This is a genomic window from Shewanella piezotolerans WP3 (assembly GCF_000014885.1).
In the GTDB taxonomy this organism is placed as follows: domain Bacteria; phylum Pseudomonadota; class Gammaproteobacteria; order Enterobacterales; family Shewanellaceae; genus Shewanella; species Shewanella piezotolerans.
Window position 1 is genome coordinate 4,388,017 of sequence record NC_011566.1, and the last position, 20,166, is coordinate 4,408,182.

The 20,166-nt window shown below is 43.4% G+C and carries 21 protein-coding genes; 14 read left to right on the forward strand and 7 right to left on the reverse strand.

Annotated features, from left to right (window positions below):
• Positions 1–105: 105 nt before the first annotated feature.
• The 3 genes from SWP_RS18650 to SWP_RS18660 all read left to right on the forward strand — a co-directional run bounded on the left by SWP_RS18650 (position 106) and on the right by SWP_RS18660 (position 2,941).
• Complete coding sequence (locus SWP_RS18650) at positions 106–1,599, forward strand: CoA-acylating methylmalonate-semialdehyde dehydrogenase (RefSeq protein WP_020914177.1); 1,494 nt, start codon at positions 106–108, stop codon at positions 1,597–1,599.
• A gap of 86 nt (positions 1,600–1,685) precedes the next feature.
• Entirely contained in the window at positions 1,686–2,057 is a 372-nt protein-coding gene (locus SWP_RS18655) for a cupin domain-containing protein (RefSeq protein WP_020914178.1), read from the forward strand.
• 161 nt (positions 2,058–2,218) lie between these two features.
• A complete protein-coding gene (locus SWP_RS18660; protein WP_020914179.1) occupies positions 2,219–2,941 on the forward strand; it encodes a TorF family putative porin in 723 nt (240 codons plus the stop codon).
• A 75-nt stretch (positions 2,942–3,016) separates the two neighbouring features.
• On the opposite strand, the gene SWP_RS18665 is transcribed toward SWP_RS18660, so the two are convergent.
• Positions 3,017–3,199, reverse strand: coding sequence for a hypothetical protein (locus SWP_RS18665; RefSeq protein ID WP_020914180.1), 183 nt, complete (start codon positions 3,197–3,199; stop codon positions 3,017–3,019).
• 502 nt (positions 3,200–3,701) lie between these two features.
• Here SWP_RS18665 and SWP_RS18670 point away from each other — a divergent pair.
• Positions 3,702–4,046 (forward strand): DUF3634 family protein, encoded by a 345-nt coding sequence (locus SWP_RS18670; protein ID WP_020914181.1) that lies wholly within the window; start codon positions 3,702–3,704, stop codon positions 4,044–4,046.
• A gap of 38 nt (positions 4,047–4,084) precedes the next feature.
• Here the strand turns inward: SWP_RS18670 and SWP_RS18675 are convergent, their stop codons facing one another.
• Positions 4,085–4,288: a hypothetical protein gene (locus SWP_RS18675; RefSeq protein ID WP_020914182.1), complete on the reverse strand. Its 204-nt coding sequence runs from the start codon at positions 4,286–4,288 to the stop codon at positions 4,085–4,087.
• Positions 4,289–5,097: 809 nt separating this feature from the next.
• Between SWP_RS18675 and SWP_RS18680 the strand changes: the two genes are divergently transcribed.
• Both SWP_RS18680 and SWP_RS18685 read left to right on the forward strand, forming a co-directional pair.
• Positions 5,098–5,790: a hypothetical protein gene (locus SWP_RS18680; RefSeq protein ID WP_020914183.1), complete on the forward strand. Its 693-nt coding sequence runs from the start codon at positions 5,098–5,100 to the stop codon at positions 5,788–5,790.
• 46 nt (positions 5,791–5,836) lie between these two features.
• Entirely contained in the window at positions 5,837–6,781 is a 945-nt protein-coding gene (locus tag SWP_RS18685; RefSeq protein WP_020914184.1) for a hypothetical protein, read from the forward strand.
• 95 nt (positions 6,782–6,876) lie between these two features.
• On the opposite strand, the gene SWP_RS18690 is transcribed toward SWP_RS18685, so the two are convergent.
• A complete protein-coding gene (locus tag SWP_RS18690; protein ID WP_044556089.1) occupies positions 6,877–7,797 on the reverse strand; it encodes a polyprenyl-phosphate transporter in 921 nt (306 codons plus the stop codon).
• Positions 7,798–7,956: 159 nt separating this feature from the next.
• Between SWP_RS18690 and SWP_RS18695 the strand changes: the two genes are divergently transcribed.
• The gene (locus tag SWP_RS18695) at positions 7,957–8,457 is read left to right on the forward strand and encodes a hotdog fold domain-containing protein (protein WP_020914186.1); all 501 of its coding nucleotides are present in this window, start codon (positions 7,957–7,959) and stop codon (positions 8,455–8,457) included.
• Between the two features lie 152 nt (positions 8,458–8,609).
• Entirely contained in the window at positions 8,610–8,903 is a 294-nt protein-coding gene (locus SWP_RS18700) for an ArsR/SmtB family transcription factor (RefSeq protein WP_020914187.1), read from the forward strand.
• Between the two features lie 6 nt (positions 8,904–8,909).
• On the opposite strand, the gene SWP_RS18705 is transcribed toward SWP_RS18700, so the two are convergent.
• On the reverse strand, positions 8,910–9,566 hold the full coding sequence (locus tag SWP_RS18705) for a cupin domain-containing protein (protein WP_020914188.1): 657 nt from the start codon (positions 9,564–9,566) through the stop codon (positions 8,910–8,912).
• Positions 9,567–9,996: 430 nt separating this feature from the next.
• Here SWP_RS18705 and SWP_RS18710 point away from each other — a divergent pair, with 430 nt between their 5' ends.
• Both SWP_RS18710 and SWP_RS18715 read left to right on the forward strand, forming a co-directional pair.
• Positions 9,997–10,407 carry a DUF1294 domain-containing protein gene (locus tag SWP_RS18710; RefSeq protein WP_020914189.1) on the forward strand — a complete coding sequence of 137 codons (411 nt, stop codon included), beginning with the start codon at positions 9,997–9,999 and terminating at the stop codon, positions 10,405–10,407.
• A 72-nt stretch (positions 10,408–10,479) separates the two neighbouring features.
• A complete protein-coding gene (locus SWP_RS18715) occupies positions 10,480–10,950 on the forward strand; it encodes a BamJ family beta-barrel-assembly machinery protein (RefSeq protein WP_020914190.1) in 471 nt (156 codons plus the stop codon).
• Between the two features lie 69 nt (positions 10,951–11,019).
• On the opposite strand, the gene SWP_RS18720 is transcribed toward SWP_RS18715, so the two are convergent.
• The 3 genes from SWP_RS18720 to SWP_RS18730 all read right to left on the reverse strand — a co-directional run bounded on the left by SWP_RS18720 (position 11,020) and on the right by SWP_RS18730 (position 15,176).
• Positions 11,020–12,237, reverse strand: coding sequence for a M24 family metallopeptidase (locus tag SWP_RS18720; RefSeq protein WP_020914191.1), 1,218 nt, complete (start codon positions 12,235–12,237; stop codon positions 11,020–11,022).
• Positions 12,238–12,858: 621 nt separating this feature from the next.
• Positions 12,859–13,629 carry an ROK family protein gene (locus tag SWP_RS18725; RefSeq protein ID WP_020914193.1) on the reverse strand — a complete coding sequence of 257 codons (771 nt, stop codon included), beginning with the start codon at positions 13,627–13,629 and terminating at the stop codon, positions 12,859–12,861.
• Positions 13,630–13,985: 356 nt separating this feature from the next.
• Complete coding sequence (locus tag SWP_RS18730; RefSeq protein ID WP_044556090.1) at positions 13,986–15,176, reverse strand: MFS transporter; 1,191 nt, start codon at positions 15,174–15,176, stop codon at positions 13,986–13,988.
• 296 nt (positions 15,177–15,472) lie between these two features.
• On the opposite strand from SWP_RS18730, the gene SWP_RS18735 reads away from it, so the two are divergent.
• From SWP_RS18735 to SWP_RS18750, 4 genes are all read left to right on the forward strand, one after another.
• Positions 15,473–17,260 (forward strand): aminopeptidase P family protein, encoded by a 1,788-nt coding sequence (locus tag SWP_RS18735; protein ID WP_020914196.1) that lies wholly within the window; start codon positions 15,473–15,475, stop codon positions 17,258–17,260.
• Positions 17,261–17,391: 131 nt separating this feature from the next.
• Entirely contained in the window at positions 17,392–17,541 is a 150-nt protein-coding gene (locus SWP_RS24260; protein ID WP_187148514.1) for a hypothetical protein, read from the forward strand.
• A gap of 167 nt (positions 17,542–17,708) precedes the next feature.
• Entirely contained in the window at positions 17,709–19,007 is a 1,299-nt protein-coding gene (locus SWP_RS18745; RefSeq protein ID WP_020914198.1) for a DEAD/DEAH box helicase, read from the forward strand.
• A 435-nt stretch (positions 19,008–19,442) separates the two neighbouring features.
• Positions 19,443–20,087: a peroxiredoxin-like family protein gene (locus SWP_RS18750; RefSeq protein WP_020914199.1), complete on the forward strand. Its 645-nt coding sequence runs from the start codon at positions 19,443–19,445 to the stop codon at positions 20,085–20,087.
• Positions 20,088–20,166: the final 79 nt, after the last annotated feature.

Genomic DNA, 20,166 nt, shown 5'->3' on the forward strand with positions numbered 1-20,166 from the left:
GCCTTAATTGTCCGAGTTTAGGTGATAACTGCAACAGGCTAATCCATTAAAACCTATAAACACCATTGGCTCCCTAAAGGGAATTAGAATTAGGATTTTTGCGCTATGCACACGATTAACCATTACATAAATGGCGGCCACACTGCGCCTAGCCAACGTACACAAGCTTTTTATGAGCCAGCAACGGGAGAGCAGCGCGGCAGTGTCTCCTTAGCCAGCGCAGCAGATGTTGCTGGTGCCATTGAAATAGCAAAAAAGGCTCATGAGTCTTGGTCTAAAGTCACTCCACTAAACCGTTCTCGAGTGCTATTCAAGTTCAAAGCGCTGGTCGAAGCTAATATGGATGAGATGGCAGAGCTGATCACTCGCGAGCACGGCAAGGTACTCGACGATGCTAAAGGTGAGATCATTCGTGGGCTAGAAGTGGTTGAGTTTGCCTGTGGTATTCCGCACCTATTGAAAGGTGAGCATACAGAACAAGTCGGCGGCGGCGTCGATGCGTGGACCTTAAACCAGTCTTTAGGCGTTGTGGCGGGTATTGCACCGTTCAATTTCCCGGTGATGGTACCCATGTGGATGTTCCCTATTGCCATTGCCTGCGGTAATAGCTTTATCATGAAGCCGTCAGAGAAAGACCCAAGCTCAGTGATGCGTATGGCTGAACTACTTACCGAAGCTGGGTTACCTGATGGTGTATTCAACGTCGTTAATGGCGACAAAGAGGCGGTAGATACCCTGCTCACTCATAAAGATGTGCATGCGGTTAGCTTTGTTGGTTCAACCCCTATTGCAGAATATATTTATGCTACCGCTTCAGCACACGGTAAACGTGTTCAAGCCTTAGGCGGTGCTAAAAACCACATGGTATTAATGCCAGATGCAGATCTAGACCAAGCCGTTGGCGCCCTTATGGGCGCAGCCTACGGTAGTGCGGGCGAGCGCTGCATGGCGATATCTGTCGTGCTAGCGGTTGGAGATTCTGGCGATGCACTCGTTGAAAAGCTACTGCCGCAAATCAAAGCACTAAAAGTCGGGAACGGCGTGACGCCAGAGATGGATATGGGGCCACTAATCTCGACGCAACACCTAGAGAAAGTGACCAGCTATGTTGAAACGGGCCTCAATGAAGGCGCCAAGTTACTGGCCGATGGCAGAGCGCTAACCGTTGCTGACCATGAACAAGGTTATTTCTTAGGTGGCTGTTTGTTTGATCATGTCACCCCTGAGATGACCATCTATAAAGAGGAGATCTTCGGCCCAGTACTCGCCATTGTGCGAGTAAAAGACTACGCCGAAGCGTTGCAACTCATCAATGACCATGAGTTTGGTAACGGCACCGCAATCTTTACCCAAAGCGGTGAAGCGGCGCGTCATTTCTGTCATCACGTGCAAGTGGGCATGGTTGGGGTGAACGTACCGATCCCAGTGCCAATGGCTTTCCATAGTTTTGGTGGCTGGAAGCGTTCACTGTTTGGTCCTCTGCATATGCATGGTCCAGATGGAGTGCGTTTTTACACCAAACGTAAAGCAATTACCGCTCGCTGGCCGCAGCCAAGTAAGCAAGCAAAGGCTGAGTTTGTAATGCCAACAATGAAGTAACCGAAAAATGCGCAGTTAACGCTGCGCATTTGTCGTTTTATCACCCAATAACATAACTCATGCACGTAAAAGGAATAGAGAGTCCGATGAGCATAGGCATTGATTCAATTATTGATTTTTCGGCCATCAATACCGCCGTTGAGCGTTACAAGCTAGCTGCAGAAAAACGGCTTCAGGGTGACCCTCAGCAGCAGCTGCAAAACCATTACTCAAGTGATTGTGAGCAGTTTCATGCTGGCGTTTGGCAAGGTGATATTGGCCGCTGGAAAGTCTCTTATAGCGAACATGAATACTGTGAAATTCTATCAGGGGCGAGCGTGATCACCGACAGCATTGGCAATCAAACCACCGTAAAAGCTGGCGATAGATTTGTGATCCCAGCGGGATTTAAGGGCAGCTGGGAGGTACTTGAAGATTGCCGAAAAGTGTACGTGATTTTCGAGTCAAACGCCCAATAAAACCGAATTAGGATTCAACTCAATCTTAGGTTTTTGTTTCACCTAGATTGATGATTCTCGCCATGAGGTCGTAGCAAATGCTGCTGTTTGGCAAAACCATAAGGTGCTTAAAACACAATAACCAAGCATCTAAGTCAACATAGTAAAATGGAGAAACTACCGTGTATAAAAAATTAAATAAAAAACGGATTGCCCAAGTTGTCGGTCTAACCTTATCAACAGCGCTAATTGCACCACTTGCTCAAGCAGAGTTCTCAGGTGAGATAGGGGTGACCAATGATTACCGCTTCCGCGGCGTATCTCAGACAGCTGGTGACTTTGCCGTTCAAGGCAGCGTAGATTACAGCATGGAAAATGGTATTTTCCTTGGTGTGTGGGCAAGTAATGTTGATGATGCTAGCTATGATGCCGATGTAGAAGTTGATATTTATGCCGGATATGCCGGGGCTTTCGGTGCTGATGAAGAGTGGGAATATGACGTTACATTGACCTACTATACCTACCCTGGACAAGATGAAAGTTCACAGTATTTAGAAGCTTCTGTCGGCTTATACTATGGCGATTTTCATCTTGCTCAGTGGTATACCAATGATTATTCAAATGCCGATGTAGCGCTAAACTATACCGAGCTTAACTACTCCTATGAGATTTTTGAAAACTGGAGTATTGATGCTCACGTAGGTTACAGCTATGGCGACGGCGCAGACTATGATTGGGGCGAAGACTACGCCGACTATTCGATTGGCGTCTCAACAGAGCTTGGTGGTGTGGCGCTGTCTTTAGCTTGGTTAGATACTAACTTAAGCTCAGACAATATCATCGACTCATCTGAGCCTTGGAGAAACGATGGCACAGTATTAGCGTCAGCGAGCTACGCTTTCTAATACTGCTTTTACCTTGTTTCCTACCCATAAAAAAACCGCCTGTTGGCGGTTTTTTATTAGCTGACTGATATTCAATTATCTAAGTTTTGGCATTAAAACAACTTCACCCTCGGTGATCTTCCGACCAACCTCACGCCAATGGTCACTCAAATGTGCATGTTCATCACTGCGCTCGGGGAAAACACGAGTCAGATTATCAATCAACTCAGCCTGCTGTTGACACAGCTCAGCCCATCTTTTTGCGTTAGAAACGCTCATATTGTCTTCCTTTACTGAAAAGAATAGCCAGCCATCACTCCTTGGCCGCTAATACACACTGTATTAACTATCTGAATTGCATAACGCAATTAACATCAATATATCCTATTGATTAAAAATTACAAATCTTGGCAAACTGTGCTCTGCCCACTTTAAAAAAGCAATCAGCCAGAGTATCTTAGGTGATAGGACTAGGAGCAGTTGATCTTTCGAGCTTATTTTTTGTTCGGTTCTTTACCGTAAGGAATAATGCTTCTAGTACAAGGCTTGAGCGATGAAGCTTAGCTGGCTAAGTGAAAGCTCATAACACATGCTAGTCATAAAAGAATAGATGCATTGAATCGAACCCAAAGGGCCGCGTTTCGTGGCTATTTATACTGTGTTATAGACTATTTGTGGAGAATAACTAAACAGCATAGCCTCCGCCTTGTCAAAATAGCCAATAAACTGCGGAAAAAACAACCGTGAAAGATCTACAGTCCCTAAAATAAAAGGAATAGATATGACGCCAACGCTACTCAAAATCGCTTTTATTGCTATCGGTATCTTCATTGTCTACAAATTGATTTTCAGCGGTAAAAGAGGGTTAACCGTTTTTGAAATGCATTTTAAAGAAGGCAGATTAAACGCCCACAAAGGTAAGATCCCCGAGAAGTTTGAAAAAGAGTGCCGCGCTATCGCCAAAACTAACAAACTGACCTGTACCATTAGAGCTGAAAAACTCAACGGCGTCAGATTGCATGTATCAGCCAATGTCGGCGATGATATAACTCAAAGGATAAGAAATATGTTTCCCTTTGAGTATTACGATAAGAAGCAGGTCGATAACAGCCGTAAAAGCTCTTAATTACCAGCTATAAGCTAGAGCGTTCACTCTGTGGCGCTCTATTCTTTTGCTTTACTAGCCTGCTCTTTCTCATCTGCTTCCTTCACCAGATCGTCATTAATAATCGGGGGATTGTCACTCATCATCGGCGCTTGTCGAGAGCCCATCACATCATCATCTGAACTGGCAGAAACCGAGTAGCTGGCATTAGAGCCACATGCCGACAACACTAAAACCAAAGATAACGCTGCTAAATATTTCATGAAAATCCCTTTTAATAAAAATTAATTTAGTGCTTTAGCATAAAGGAGTTTTTTACAAAAAGTTAGCCTTGTTTTGTGCGTAATAAGCACCAAGCCATTTTTGTTAGATCAAAATACTTGAGAGGTCACCTTTGTGTTCCCTAAAGAATTTTTAGGCACTGCTTTTTATACGCTTTCAGCTGAAGGTAAAAATTCAGAGGGGGTTAACAGGCTTGGATCAAGATATTGTTCCCAACAAATAGTTGAATAAACTTGAACGATTTCTAAATTAAAGCGCCACAATCAAGCCACGACCATGATGAACTAATATGTACAAATTGAATTGAGACTTTTTAATCTCTGTCGAAACGCACAAGCCCTTATGTAAAAAAGCTCTAATTCCAACTTTAATTGCATATAAATCAAAATAGCCACTACCATTACGATCTTAATTTAAGTTGCAAGTTACATTAATAAAAATAAATATTTAACTCCGTAGGAAGCAGCTATTGTATAACTTACTTGTATTGGAGGCACTTTTTAGGTGGAAACGCTTTCAAAGCGTCAGAGTTCACTCCAAGTATTTTCAACCAATTAAAAAGTATAATCTATAAGGTTCTATAAAAAACTAATACCTAAAAACAACTACAATAAAAGCTACAAACTAGTGACAAAATCCAAACTTTCCCCAATTAAACAGATTAATTGACTAAAGCTTTTCTATTGTAAACCTCAAACAAACCTCAAACAAAAAACATTCACTTTACATTTAGATAGACAAAAATTTAATATAGCGGAAACACACATTTACAAGCGATTAAAGGACTAACATGAAAGATAAATTCACTCTCATTTTTGTCGTACTAACATCAATGATACTTGGTGGTTGCGCAGCAAAAATACAGCCTATTGTTCCCTTAGATGCAAATGCCCTAAAAAAGACAGAGGCGAAAGTTGGTGTTATTACCTCTAGTATTCCATTGCCAGAAACGACCATTACTGGGGCTAGTTGTTTGCTATGCTACGCAGTTGCATCTGCAGCTAACTCATCATTAGACGAGCACCTAAAAACTATCCCTGTTGATGATATTAAAAACCTAAAATCTGAACTCACTCAGATACTTTTGGATACAGGGGTTGACGCGGTCGCTCTTCAAGGAAATATTGATGTTACAAAATTAAAGAAAAACAAATCTAAAGCACCAAACGTCGCTACAAGAGATTATTCTAGCTATAAAAGTAAGGGCATTAACTATCTATTAGTAGTAGATGTCACACAGGTTGGTGCCTATAGAAACTACTCCTCTTATGTCCCAACAATGGATCCTGTCGCCACATTTACCGGAAAAGCATACATCATTGATTTAGAAAATAATAAGTACGTATTATATAAACCTTTTAATAATCGTAAAGCTTCAGAGCTTGAGTGGGATGAACCACCGTTATTTCCAGGGCTAACAAATTCACTTTATGAAGTAATAGCGACAGGTAAAGAAGCGATCAAGTCAAACATTACGCTCTAAATTGACCAAGGGAGATCAATCTCCCTTCACTACAAAGTGAATATTTATGCCTAAAGTCATCTCCCTTAGTATACTCATATTTTTTCTGTCAGCTTGCAGTACGCATCAATCTAAGGGTTATGTAAAACATGTAGACAACAGAATTACCTTAAAAGAAAACAGCCAACTTTACGTTAAAGTTCCTGACGGGACAGCTTTAATGATTGGTAAAGTAGAAGCCAGCGCAGCCAATGTTGATCACGCAGGAATATTATATCCAGCAGTGACTCCTGTAGATTTCTTCGCATCTGTCATCACACATGCTGCAATTACGGAGTCAATTAAAAATGATAAGAAAAACAGAGCTCAAGATATAGCAGATAGAGTTACAATTCCTTATCGCTCTTTCGTTAAAGATATTCCCAATCAGGCGCTAGTATCACAACTTGAGGACATTGCTCTGTCACGTGGATTCAAGCTTGCAAGCTACAGTGACAGCCATTCTGATTCTGACTTCATACTTGATATAACCCCTATTTACCTACTCAATCAAAAACAAGACACCCTGATTTTGAGGACACAGTTTCTCGTCTATCAGAAAAAAGACCAACACGTGACAGGAAAAAAACGTAAAGTCTTTTACCAAAATCAAATAGAAGTCTTATCTTCAAAATTGCCTATTGAATCACCTGAAAAATACTGGTTAGCGAACAATGGCGAGACACTCATTAAGACCATGCGTCGCTTACTTTCAAAAACCTTGGCATTAGGCGCGATTCAAATAAGTTCAAATGACAATTCTATTAAGTCAACAAACAAACAAAACTTTCGCTATGATGATGGAGATAAAATCGCTTTTGAACGAGCGAGTATTATTAGTGATGATTGCAAACACGTTGTTATTCACACTTTGAGAGGCTGGCTGAAATCAATACCAATAGAACGTCTTAAAAGCCAATATACCTGTAAAAGTGCCCTAGAGGCAAACATCGAAACAGCTATTATAAATTAATTCCGCCTACTCGTATCAATGCTCTGATTTGAGTAATGATTTTATTTACCATTACTCAAATCAGCCCCCCTAATTTAGGTATATCTTTACTCAAATTAGGTTCGGTCTTTATTAGCGAATTGCTCAAGCCCCCATACTAATAAGACTCCGCATAGCATGGCGACAATGGCATAGCTTAATAATGCAGGCTGACCGGTAATATGCTCATACTGAAATGGTGACAAAATACGCTCATCCAGTGGCACCATCTCACCTTTTGAGTTTTCACGAAAAGTCAGTACTTCTTTCCAAGGCCAAATCTTACCCAGCGTGCCCAACATTAGCCCTGTCAGGAAGACCAATGTTGCATCGTGATACTTACGTAATAATAGCGACAATACATGGCTAAAGCTCAACAAGCCTGTAGCGGCTCCTGCTGCAAATGTTGCCATGATGGCAATATCAAATCCCTTAACCGCTCCCATTACCGAGGTGTACAACCCTAGTAACAACAAAATAAAACTGCCTGAGATCCCCGGTAATATCATAGCGGTAATGGCAATACAGCCTCCGAGAAACACATTTAAGTAGGTCATCTCCAATGCAATAGGATTGAGCATAGTGATCCCCCATGCAATGGCGACCCCTAATACGAACAAGGCTAACCGACCAACGCTGAAGCCCTTAACCTGTTTGAGCATGTGCACTACAGATATTACGATTAGCCCAAAGAAAAATGACCAAACGGGGATAGGATGAGTATGCAGTAGATAGGTAATAAGCTTAGCTAACGTGAGAATACTGGTTAATATCCCACCAAATACACATACAAGAAACGGTCCATTAATGTGCATAAAAGCCGCTTTAACGCCTTGCTGCTTGATAACGCTAAATAAAGAGGGTCTAATCTTTTTTATGCTATCAAGCAGTTGATCTAAAATGCCTGTAATAAAGGCGATAGTACCACCTGAAACACCAGGTACGACATCAGCCGCTCCCATTGCCATCCCTTTAAGGTAGGTCTTTAAATAGTTCACTTTATTCCTTAATCGACTCAGTAGAGTTATCTGCCAAAATTATACTGCGCTACACCTGAGAAGCGAAGCTTATCTTTTTCTTGAAACAAGTAAGACGCTAGCAATCGATGTTAATTCAATGTTAATCTCATCCGACCAGTAAAGTTCACAAGGAAGAAGATGAGCAATTCAACTAATAACAAGCCAAGCAACAAACCGACCAAGGTGATGTCTCTATACAAGCGAATTACTCGCTTACCCTTTGGCAACAAGATATTTTCACTCATGGTCTGCCGCATGGCCCCTTACTTCGGTACAGTAAAACCTTTTATCAGTGAATTAAAAGTGAATAAATGCGTTTGTCTTATTAAAAAACGTAAATTAGTCCACAACCATATTCAAACTGTGCATGTAATCGCAATTTGTAATGGTCTCGAGATGGCAATGGGCACCATGGCAGAAGCTTCGATTCCGAGTCACTTACGTTGGATCCCTAAGGGGATGAGTGTTGATTACACTGCTAAAGCGGGCAGTGATATCACTTGTATTGCTGAAGTAAAGCCTGAGCAATGGGTGGTTGGTGACATGTTAGTGCCAGTAACGGCATATGATACAGACGGCGTAGCAGTGGTGCAGGGCACAATTAAGCTATGGATCTCAGAAAAACCATTGAGAAAATAAAGTATTTGCGGATAGAGCTTCAATGGCAGCGTATACCCTGCTATTATTTCGGCAACAATCGAAATAATAGCAGGCCAGAGAAATAAAGCTTTATCACGGCGAGCTAATTCTGCGCTTAAAGACAATCACAACAATGACACTGAGTTGAAATTATGGATATTGACGTTGCCGCGAAGGCATTGAAAGAACTTGGTCACCCTACAAGGTTGACGCTATTTCGCTGCTTAGTAAAGGCGGGGCACGCAGGTTTACCTGTTGGACAACTACAAGAGACATTACAGATCCCTAACTCTACCTTGTCCCATCACCTTTCAAGCTTGATGTCTGCCGGCCTTGTTAAGCAACAAAGAGAGGGAAGAGTGTTGCACTGTATCCCTCAGTTTGAATGTTTAGACGGGTTAATTGCTTTTCTGCAAGAGGAGTGTTGCAGCGACGAGAAGTGTTAATGTCCATTACCCTTTAAGGTAAAGGTGGCCTGTCTTTACATAGATAATGGTTTCTTGTATTACAAATGGAAAATGCTCACTGTTATGTGGGCTTCTCAGCCAGGTGTATTGTGGATAAGCGCCATGCTCATCGGCAAATTCGCCACTTAGCACAAAAATCTCTTCACCGCCAAAGTGCCGATGTGCTTGAAAGCGTTCGCCCGCAGGCCATTTAACTAAAGCGATATGTTCATGCTCAAACTCATGCAGCGGCATCACCTGTAAACCACCGATCCCCGCTCGCCATTCATTAGTGCGAGTATTAATCCGCACCCTTTGTAAATCACGTTTATCGAACTGGTTTAACTTTACCAGCAGCACACAACCCTCTTTGCTGAACGGCGCATGACTGCTCCCAGGGGGATTACGAATATAAGTGCCAGCAGGATAATCACCGTCTTCATCGGAGAATATCCCTTCCAATACCAGTATCTCCTCCCCTAATGGGTGAGAGTGACGTTTAAAACTCGCCCCAGCTTGATACTTAACAATGCTGCTTGTATGCCCGCTTTCGGCTGCTGCGCGTTCTAACGGTTTACGAAATACTGTTGGAGACGGGCTTGCTAACCAAGCTTGCTGCTGGGTTCTAATGACGACTCGCTGGCTTAAATCCATATTTAACATTAAATCCCGCCTTTGCTCGTTACATATTTTGATAAACTAGGGGCTGTTGATCTTTCACGGTTGTTTTTGCCGCAGTTTATTGGTTATTTTGACAAGGCGGAGGCTATGCCGTTTAGTTATTCTCCACAAATAGTCTACAACACAGTATAAATAGCCAAGAAACGCGGCCCTTTGGGTTCGATTCAATGCTTCTATTACGGTGTTATGAGCTTTTCACTTAGCCAGCTAAGCTTTATCGCTCAAGCCTTGTACTAGAAGCATTATTCCTTACGGTAAAGAACCGAACAAAAACTAAGCTCGAAAGATCAACAACCCCTAATACGTACGTGGCAATGATTATAGCCAGTACAGCTAAACTGTCGAAGCCCCTCTATGAGGGGGGGATTATGAATAAGTGAATTCAAATTAGAAGTGTATAGAGCGCTAGTCAATGCCAAAAGCAGATAAATACCACCAACATCGGACAACAAGTAGGCGACTAAATCTTGTGAGTCTATTTGCCATTTTTGCGATTATCGGCATTTTCATACTGTACTATTTGGCGATAATACCACTAGATGCCGCTGTTTATTTTATAGCGGCATCTAGTATTACCTTTATCGCTTACGCACTGGATAAGCGAGCTGCAAAAAATCAAAGCTGGCGTATAAAAGAGTCTAGACTGCACCTTTTGGCACTGCTTGGTGGTTGGCCTGGAGCGTTACTGGCGCAGCAAGCATTAAGGCATAAGTCAGCTAAAACCTCATTTAAAATAATACTTTGGCTAACGATATTAATTAATCTCGGTCTGTGTTATCTACTATTGTCCTCATTTACAGATCAGATCCAGCGCATGCTATAAGCTTGCGTTGATTTACCTCTCAATAGCAATTGGATATGATTGCCTTCAAGACAATAAATAAAGTGAATCAAAATGAAAATGATCCTCGCCGTAGTCGTCATTGCCTGCGTAATTTTTTACTTCTTTACTTCAATGAATAACCAAAAAGCAGCTAAAGAGAATATTGAACTGGGTAATGCCTTTCTAGCAGAGAACAAGTTGAAAGAGGGTGTCACCACCACCGCGTCAGGGTTGCAGTATCAGGTATTGGCGGCGGGCGATGGTACTGTCCATCCCAAGGCAAGTGATACTGTTACCGTTCACTACCATGGCACTTTAATCGACGGCACCGTATTTGATAGCTCTGTTGAGCGCGGCGAGCCAATAGGCTTTCCATTAAATCGCGTGATTAAGGGCTGGACAGAAGGTGTGCAACTGATGGTTGTTGGCGAGAAAGCACGCTTTTTTATTCCAAGTGAATTAGCCTACGGCAATCGCAGTGCTGGAAAAATTGCTGGCGGTTCAACGCTAATTTTTGATGTCGAGCTCATCAGTATCGATTAACAATCGCTTTTAAAAAAAGCCCGAACGGTTAACCATTCGGGCTTTTTTGTGTCATTTTTTGAGTAATCGTTAAGCTTGATAACCAAACGGATCATCGATTGAATGCGCAGGCTTAGTAAACCAAACTGGGCCTTGATCTGTCATATAGAAGTGGTCCTCATGACGTACACCAAACTCACCAGGGACACATAGCATTGGCTCGTTACTAAAACACATTCCTGCAGCGAGTGGAGTCTGATCGTTAAGCACTAAATACGGCCATTCATGAATATCTAGGCCAATTCCGTGCCCAGTACGATGTGGCAAACCAGGTACATCATAACCAGGGCCAAAACCTTTTGCTTCTAGCACATCACGGGCCGCGCGATCGACACTTGCACAGCTCGCCCCCAGTTGCGCGGCTTCAAAAGCTGCGATTTGCGCATCTTGCTCACACTGCCACAATTCACGCTGGCGCGCACTTGGCTCACCATAAACATAAGTGCGAGTAATATCCGAGTTATAGCCAAACAACTGGCAACCAGTATCAATTAATACCGTGTCGTTTAACTCCAGAGCTTTTGGCGATTTAACTCCGTGCGGATAGGCACTGTCTTCGCCAAACAACACAATACAGAAATAAGATCCAGCAGGGATGCCAACCTTTATGTGCGCCGCATTAATAAAAGCTTCAACTTCAGTGGTGGTGATACCTTCGCGAAGTATACGCGCCACAGCTTTGTGTACCTCTAACGTCATATCTTTAGCACGTTGTAATAGACTTAGCTCTGTTGCAGATTTAATCATTCGGCAACCCGCTGTTGCAGGTTTGGCATTAACATAGTTGAACTGTGGGTGCGCTTGACGAACACCATCAAAAATAAAGAATGCTGCAGACTCATCAATACCGATATCACCTGAGTTGATGCCCATTTGAGCCAATACATCACCAAATAGTGCGTAAGGGCTTTCATCTTCTTGCCAAGTGTTTACCTTACCTTCAATCGTCATGTAACCATTTAGGGTATCAACTTCAAATGCGGGCGCGATGTATTCAACAGCGCCACTAGCAGGGATAATCGCTCCTACCATACGCTCGCTGGCATACCATCGTGTTCCAGTAAAATAGTATAGGTTGGTGCCAGCATTGACATAAATAGCGGCAATTCCTTCAGCCTGCATTATTGACTGTGCGTTTGCGATGCGTGCTGAGTATTCATCACGGCTAATTGACGCTGCGCCTTGAGTCATGTCTGTGAGCTTTGCTAGCTCTTGTTCTGCGGTAGAACCGCCTACACCTATAGTCATCTGCTTACCCTTACCTTAAAAGTTAATTCTAAGCGGCGAAGTCACCCCGTATTCACGGCGTTCAGCGCTTATCATAATTGAAGCTGCCCTCCCATCTTATTGCTATTACTACGGCAATATTTAAACAGGAAGATCTATTTTAGAATATCTGCCACACTTTCTAGCATAAAATATACAAAAATTCACTGAGAATTGCAGGTAATTGATAAATAGTTATCGAAAAGCCTAGTTTAATACCAATCAGTATAAGAAGTTGATCTACTCAGAGCGTTTTTGACACGCTAATTCAAGGCGGATAAATGACATAATGGTTGTTCCCTTATGAGTTTATTCAACGCAGAAGTAGCAAGCCAAAAACACTCCTACAGGCGAGTTTTAGCGGCTTTGATGCTGCGTTAATGAACTTGAACCTAGTTTAACTATGCTCTTCATTCATTGCTAACCACATGGATGTGGTGAATGTCATTAATGCAGGAGCATTTAATGACCTTACCTCAAAGCCGCTAAACTCTCGCTGAGCGATCAAATCTTTATACTGATTGGTATAACTGTAGAAAGCATCGTTTTATTAGCAATAAAAAAGGAGCGACTAGCGCTCCTTAATATGACTCGACTTAGCCATTAACTCGTTAACATCACCTTTAGCCCGCGACATACTATGGTTTCACGGTCATCAACGCGATTAATTTTTGCACTGGCCAACGGCGCTCTTAATGCCATCTGTTTCAATGTGTCGACGCAACCTTTGTAGTAATCAAGGTTATTCATCATGCTGCCCGCAAGATAGACTCGAGAGGGATTAAAAAGGTTAACAGCCCAAGCTAACCCCATGCCTAAATAGCTACCTGCGCGATATAGATCGGCGCTGCTACTGAGGTTTCTTGCCACAATAGACTCGCCACTCGCAAGCCTTTCTAAATTAAATTCGCCAGATTCCGTCATCACTCTGCAATGCCCAAGCTCTCCAGCTATCCCCGCAGCCCCAGTAAAAGGTTTACCGTTAATCGCGATCGACATACCAATCCCGGTATCACACATTACTAGCAGTTCACACTGCTGCTTAGGCTCTAACAATGCTTGCATAGCAGCATCACTGTCGTTAGCAATGATGATCTGCTTTGCCCTTGTCACCAACTGCCCTGCTGACAAACCATTAAGCCCCGGAAGTGACTTACAAGTGACTAATTGCTTGTCTTGCACCAAACCAGGAACGGCAATCCCCAGCGAGTAGCCATTAAGATCATAGTCTTGCTCTAGCTCAGCAATTTGAATGTTTAAACTGTCTATATTGAACGAATCGCTGGCACCGATCTTATATTGTTCAATTCGCCCTTGGGTCTCAATCTCAAATAAGGCTTTTGAACCACTAATGTCCACCGTTAATGTTTGCACCAACTACTCCTAAGACGTTCACAAATATCGATTAAATAGCTTACCACAACAAACTTAATATCATGTTGGGGCTGTTGATCTTTCATGGTTATTTTTGCCGCAGTTTATTGGCTATTTTGACAAGCCAGAGGTTATGTCGTTTAGTCATTCTGCCCAAATAACCTGTAACACAGTCAACATAGCCAAGAAGCGCGGCCCTTCGGGTTCGACTCAATGCTTTTATTATTCTATGATTAGAATGCGTTACGAGCTTTTCACTTAGCTCGCTAAGCATCATCGCTCAAACTTTGCCCTAAAAGCATAATTCCTTACGGTAAAGAATCGAACAAAAACTAAGCTCAAAAGTTCAACAGCCCCTAGCGATCTTTTTGTAACATGCGACTTTTGGATAGTTTCCACCAAGCGATGAGTAACAGTAAGGCTGCAATCAGTGGTAAACAGCTGATCAGTAATATCTCCCACCCTAGAACATAAATCACCCAACCAGCACTCAGCGACGCCATCGCTTGCGCACCAAAAACAAAGCTATCGTTAAACGCTTGCACCTTGTAGCGTTCATCCTTGTTATAACAGCGAGGTAGCAAAGCAGTGCCCGCCACAAATAGAAAATTCCAACCTAGACCAAGTAATACCAGTGCGGCCCAATAATTAAGTAGATCATGCCCAAGCAGCGCGGTAACAATGGTGATCACATACGCAAGTAAGCCGAGCAACATCATCTTAGAAACACCAATACGTACCACTAATGCACCGCTGATTAATGAAGGCAGGTACATAGCGATAATATGACTTTGAATAACCCATTTAGTATCGGCAAGCGAATGATGCTCAATATGGTGCATATGTAGCGGAGTAGCCGTCATCACAAAACTCATCATGGCATAGCCCAAAGTTGCCCCCGCAATCGCCACCCAAATTCGTGGTTGTAACAATATTGCGCCTAGAGGCCGGCCCGTGGTTCCAGTGAATTCCTTGGTAGGGTTACACTCGATTTTTGCTTCCCGATAAAAACATAGAATGAGCGCAGCAATCAAACTCACCATGGTTAGAAAGAAAAAAGCGCCAACATAAGCTTGATCAGACAAGATGCCACCTATTACTGCCAATTCAGGTCCAATTATGGCTGCCACCAGCCCACCAAGTAGTACCCTCGAGGCCGCTTTAGCTGCCAAGCTTTCAGACACTGACTCCATCGCAGCAAAACGATATTGCTGCACCACAGCGCCTGCAGAACCTAGCATCATTCCGCTTAAACAAAACAGCAAAAAATTTTGCTGTGACGTCGCAACAGCAGCTATTGCCCCAGAGCATGCTGCCACCAATGCGCCAAATATAAAGACTCGCTTTCTACCAAAAGCCTGCATTAACTTAGACACTGGAAAAATAGACAACGCCACGCCGATTACCATAGAAGCTATCGGCAAAGTTGCCAACTCTGGTGATGGCGCGATCTCAGCACCGATAATACCGCCTAACAACATCATCATTGGCGTGGCACTCATGGCAAATGCCTGTGCCAACGTTAGTACCCATACATTAAATGGCATAAGCTTTTTATTATCCTTAAACAACGCAATTAACACGCGACGTCGTCACTCTGATCAAAAATTTGTTGCCACATAGTGGCACGAATTTAGTGTTAACTCACCTAGGTAAACCACTGAATATAGGCTTATAGTCACAGACAATGCTACAAACTAGTAAAAAAAGTGATACAAATAAGCGAGTGAGCCACTCCCCTAGCGATAATAGATTGTGATAACCTCCGCGCTAAAGTCTAACTAAAATTCATAGCCTGCAGCCAATACCCTGTTGCTGTATAAATGCTAGGTGGGAGCCATTAATGTCAAATACTATTGCCGCACGGTTAAGTGCTATTCGAAGTGAGATGGAAAAATCTAATCTCGATGCTTTTATCATTCCACGTGCAGATGAGTATTTGGGGGAATATGTCCCAGCCCATAATGAGCGCATGTTGTGGGCTAGTGGTTTCACCGGCTCTGCTGGCATGATCATAGTTCTAAAAGACTCCGCAGCTATATTTGTCGATGGTCGTTACACGGTGCAGGTTCGTCAACAAGTTGATGCAGAGTTATTTGAATATTTAAGCTTGCACGACACCCCGCAAGCCCAATGGCTGACAGAGAAACTCAGTGCCAACGCTAATGTAGGCTTTGACGCAAGACTGCACACCCTTTCTTGGTTCAACAATACTCGTAATACATTAAGCAAGGCCCAGATACAGTTAGTTGCCGTTAAAGACAATCCAATCGATCTTAACTGGAGCGATAGACCACAAGCATCAAGCGAACCTATCATGGCCTTCTGTGAACAAAGTGCCGGCCGCAGCAGCATAGAGAAGCGCAGCACAATAGGCACAGCAATAAAGGCCGCAGGCGCTGATGTGGCGATTATCGCAGCACTCGATTCATTCTGTTGGCTACTCAATATTCGTGGTAAAGATGTGCCACGTTTGCCTGTCGTTTTAGGTACAGCCTTGCTTCATGCCAACGGCGATATGCTGCTATTTACTGACACTACAAAGCTGCCTGAGGGCATACAGCAGCATGTCGGTAACGGCGTTAGTTTTAAAACCGAAGCAGAACTTGAAGCGGAGCTGGGTAAGCTTACTGGCGCAAAGGTGCTCGCAAGCCCAGATACCACCAATGCATGGTTACAGATCACCGCCAAAAATGCTGGTGCAGAACTTATTGCTGCTGCCGATCCTGTCGCGCTGCCTAAAGCGCAAAAAAATCAAGCAGAACTTGGTGGCATGAAGGCCTGTCATATTCGTGATGGCGTCGCCGTTAGCCGTTTTCTTGCTTGGCTCGATAGCGAAGTTGAGGCAGAACGTCTATATGATGAAGGGCAACTTGCCGATAAACTAGAAGGCTTCCGCTTAGAAGATCCGCTATATCAAGAGCCAAGTTTCGATACTATTTCAGCCGCAGGCGCCAACGCAGCGATGTGTCATTACAACCACAACGATGGCACGCCGGCACAGATGAGCATGAACAGTATCTATCTAGTCGATTCTGGTGCTCAGTACCTAGATGGCACTACCGATGTCACTCGTACCATTGCCATAGGTGAAGTGACTGATGAACAGCGTAAAATGGTGACTTTGGTATTAAAAGGCCATATCGCCATTGATCAAGCTAAGTTTCCACTGGGCACATCGGGGCAACAGTTAGACTCATTCGCTCGCCAGTACCTGTGGCAACATGGTTTTGATTTCGATCATGGTACAGGTCATGGTGTAGGCCACTACCTCAGCGTCCATGAGGGGCCACAAGGTATTGCTAAGAATAGAAGCGCTATCGCTTTATTGCCGGGTATGGTGTTATCAAATGAGCCAGGCTATTACCGTGCCAATGAATTCGGTATTCGGCTGGAAAACTTAGTCGCAGTGCGTCCATCAGTCACCTTAGCCAATAGTGAGCGTGAAATGTTGGAGTTTGAAGCACTAACTTTTATCCCTATGGATGCTCGACTGATAGATAAGAGCTTACTGACTAGCGCTGAAATTGAGTGGTTCAACCAATACCACCAGCAGGTGCGAGAAAAGCTAACTCCACACATGCAAGGCACAGAACTGGCTTGGCTCAACAAGGTTACCGCAGCGATATAATACCGCTCCTCGATAAAGCAGCGCATCAGCGCTGCTTTTTTATTAATTTCATTTGTCGTAGTCTAGGGGCTGTAGATCTTTCACGGTTGTTTTTGCCGCAGTTTATTGGCTATTTTGACAAGGCGGAGGCTATGCCGTTTAGTTATTCTCCACAAATAGTCTACAACACAGTAAAAATAGCCAAGAAACGCGGCCCTTTGGGTTCGATTCAATGCTTCTATTACGGTGTTATGAGCTTTTCACTTAGCCAGCTAAGCTTTATCGCTCAAGCCTTGTACTAGAAGCATTGAATTCGAACAAAAACTAAGCTCGAAAGATCAACAGCCCCTATAAAATAAGTACAGGTTTTAAGCTAAAGTTTGCTATACTCCGCCACCGCCATTTTAATGGTAGATAGAAGTTAGCGCCGTTCGCTAGCGGTTGAATAGTTGATTACAGGACCCTCATCATGAGATTTGAATCTTTTAGTTTTGCTCCCGAGATTTTGCGCGCCATCTCTGAATGTGGTTATCAAAAAATGACACCTATTCAGCAGCAGGCAATTCCAGCGGTTCGCCGTGGTCAGGATGTGTTAGCTAGCGCCCAAACCGGTACAGGTAAAACGGCTGCATTTTCACTGCCTATCTTGCAAAAAATGCTCGATAACCCAAGCGCGACGCAGCGCTCTAACGCCCGAGCGTTAATCTTAACGCCTACTCGCGAGTTAGCAGCGCAAATTGCCGACAACATCAATGATTACGCGAAATACCTTGAGGTCAATGTCGTCACTATTGTCGGCGGCGTAAAAATGGATAGCCAGGCCACTAAGTTAAAGCGCGGTGCCGATATTATTATCGCTACGCCAGGTCGCTTACTTGAGCATATCGTTGCCTGTAATCTTAGCCTTTCAAATGTCGACTTTTTAGTACTCGATGAAGCTGACCGTATGCTAGATATGGGTTTTAGTGCCGATATCCAAAAAATTCTACAAGCAGTGAACAGCAAGCGTCAGAACTTAATGTTCTCAGCCACCTTCTCTGCTCCTGTGAAAAAGCTTGCCAGTGAGATGATGGTAAAACCCAACGTCATCACAGCTGACAAACAGAACACCACCGCAGATACCGTTAGCCAAGTTATATACCCAGTAGAGCAACGTCGTAAGCGCGAGCTACTTTCAGAACTTATCGGAAAGAAAAACTGGCAACAAGTATTGGTGTTTACAGCCACCCGTGATGCCGCAGATAAACTCGAGAAAGAGCTAAATCTAGATGGTATTCCTACAGCAGTCGTACACGGCGAAAAGGCGCAAGGTAGCCGACGTCGTGCACTGCGTGAATTTAAAGAAGGTAAAATGCGCGTGCTAGTTGCAACCGAAGTAGCAGCTCGCGGCCTCGACATTCAAGACCTTGAATACGTAGTCAACTACGACCTACCTTTTCTTGCAGAAGATTATGTTCATCGTATAGGCCGTACTGGCCGAGCAGGTAAATCTGGCGTTGCCATCTCATTTGTCAGTCGTGAAGAGGAACGTACATTAGCTGATATTGAAAAATTGATTGGCCAAAAGCTACGCCGTGTAACGGTTCCAGGTTACGAGGTGGGTAGTCGAGATCTGTTGATTAAACAGCTGCAAACTCGTCGCAGCTTTGCCAAGAAGCAGCAACGTGCCGACAATGCTGGCGCTCAAGTGATTGCCGAGAAAAACATGCAAGGCCGTCGCGTGAAAGTGAAAAATGCCTCACCGGCAAAAATAAAGAAGATAAAATAATCGCAGTACGGACATCGAATTATTTTATAATCAAAAAAGGCACCCATTGGTGCTTTTTTTGATCAGTTTGGCTTATTTTCAATAGCAGCCACATTATACCAATTGCATTAAAAGTTTGACCATTCAGCGGGAATTCAAAACGCTGTAGGCAAGTAGTGGAATTTGAGCTAATAGTTATTCTATATCCAAATCCCATAGCGAAGCATACAGCGTTTTGAAACCCGCACTACGTGAGCCCCTCAGTCTTTCCACTTCTGCTTTGCATTGGCTTAAAAGGGAATAACCATTTCTTTACCAATGCGCTTTGAATTGAAAAGACTGAGGGGCTCTGAACTGGCCAAATACTTAATGCAATTGGTATTATTGAAAGTTAAATTACATTTCACAGGTCTATTACTTTGCGAATAATGCCCCCTATATTCAAAGGCCAAAATAATGTTAAAAAAGACCTTAGTTGTACTGTCACTTACACTATCAACGCTACTGTTTAGTTTGCCTATTTTTGCTAAACCTATCGCACTCGATGAATTGAATGTGATGCCGTTAATGAACGGACAAACTATCCCCTCTGCTTCACTAAAAGATCTTAATGGCAACAGTGTTGATATCGCCAAACTCACTGCCGGAAAACCCAGCATTATCTTTTTCTATCGTGGTGGCTGGTGCCCATTTTGCAACTCTCAAATGGGTCAGTTACAAGCAATTGAGCCACAGCTACTTGAGATGGGCTATCAACTCATAGGCATCTCTCCAGATACTCCAGAGAAGTTAACAGCATCGATGACCAAGCAAGAACTCAGTTATACCTTATTGTCAGATGCCAATTTAGCGGCCAGTAAAGCCTTTGGCCTAGCCTATTTCACCAGCGCCAAAACCACTGCTCGATACACAAGCAAAATGAAGCTTGAAAATAAGCTATGGCAAACTCCTACTGGCGAGAGCCGCCTAGTATTGCCAGTGCCAGCAGTTTATATCAGCGATGCGAGTGGTTTAGTCCATTTCCAATATGTGAACCCCAATTTTAGAGTCCGTCCTGCGCCTGAGTTAATCATTACCGCAGCAAAACTGGCACTCAAATAACCTCTGTTAGCTGCGCTTCGACGTAGCTGTTAAGAACTGCATTAGCTATAATCCCTCCGCCGTACCCTTAATCATTTTT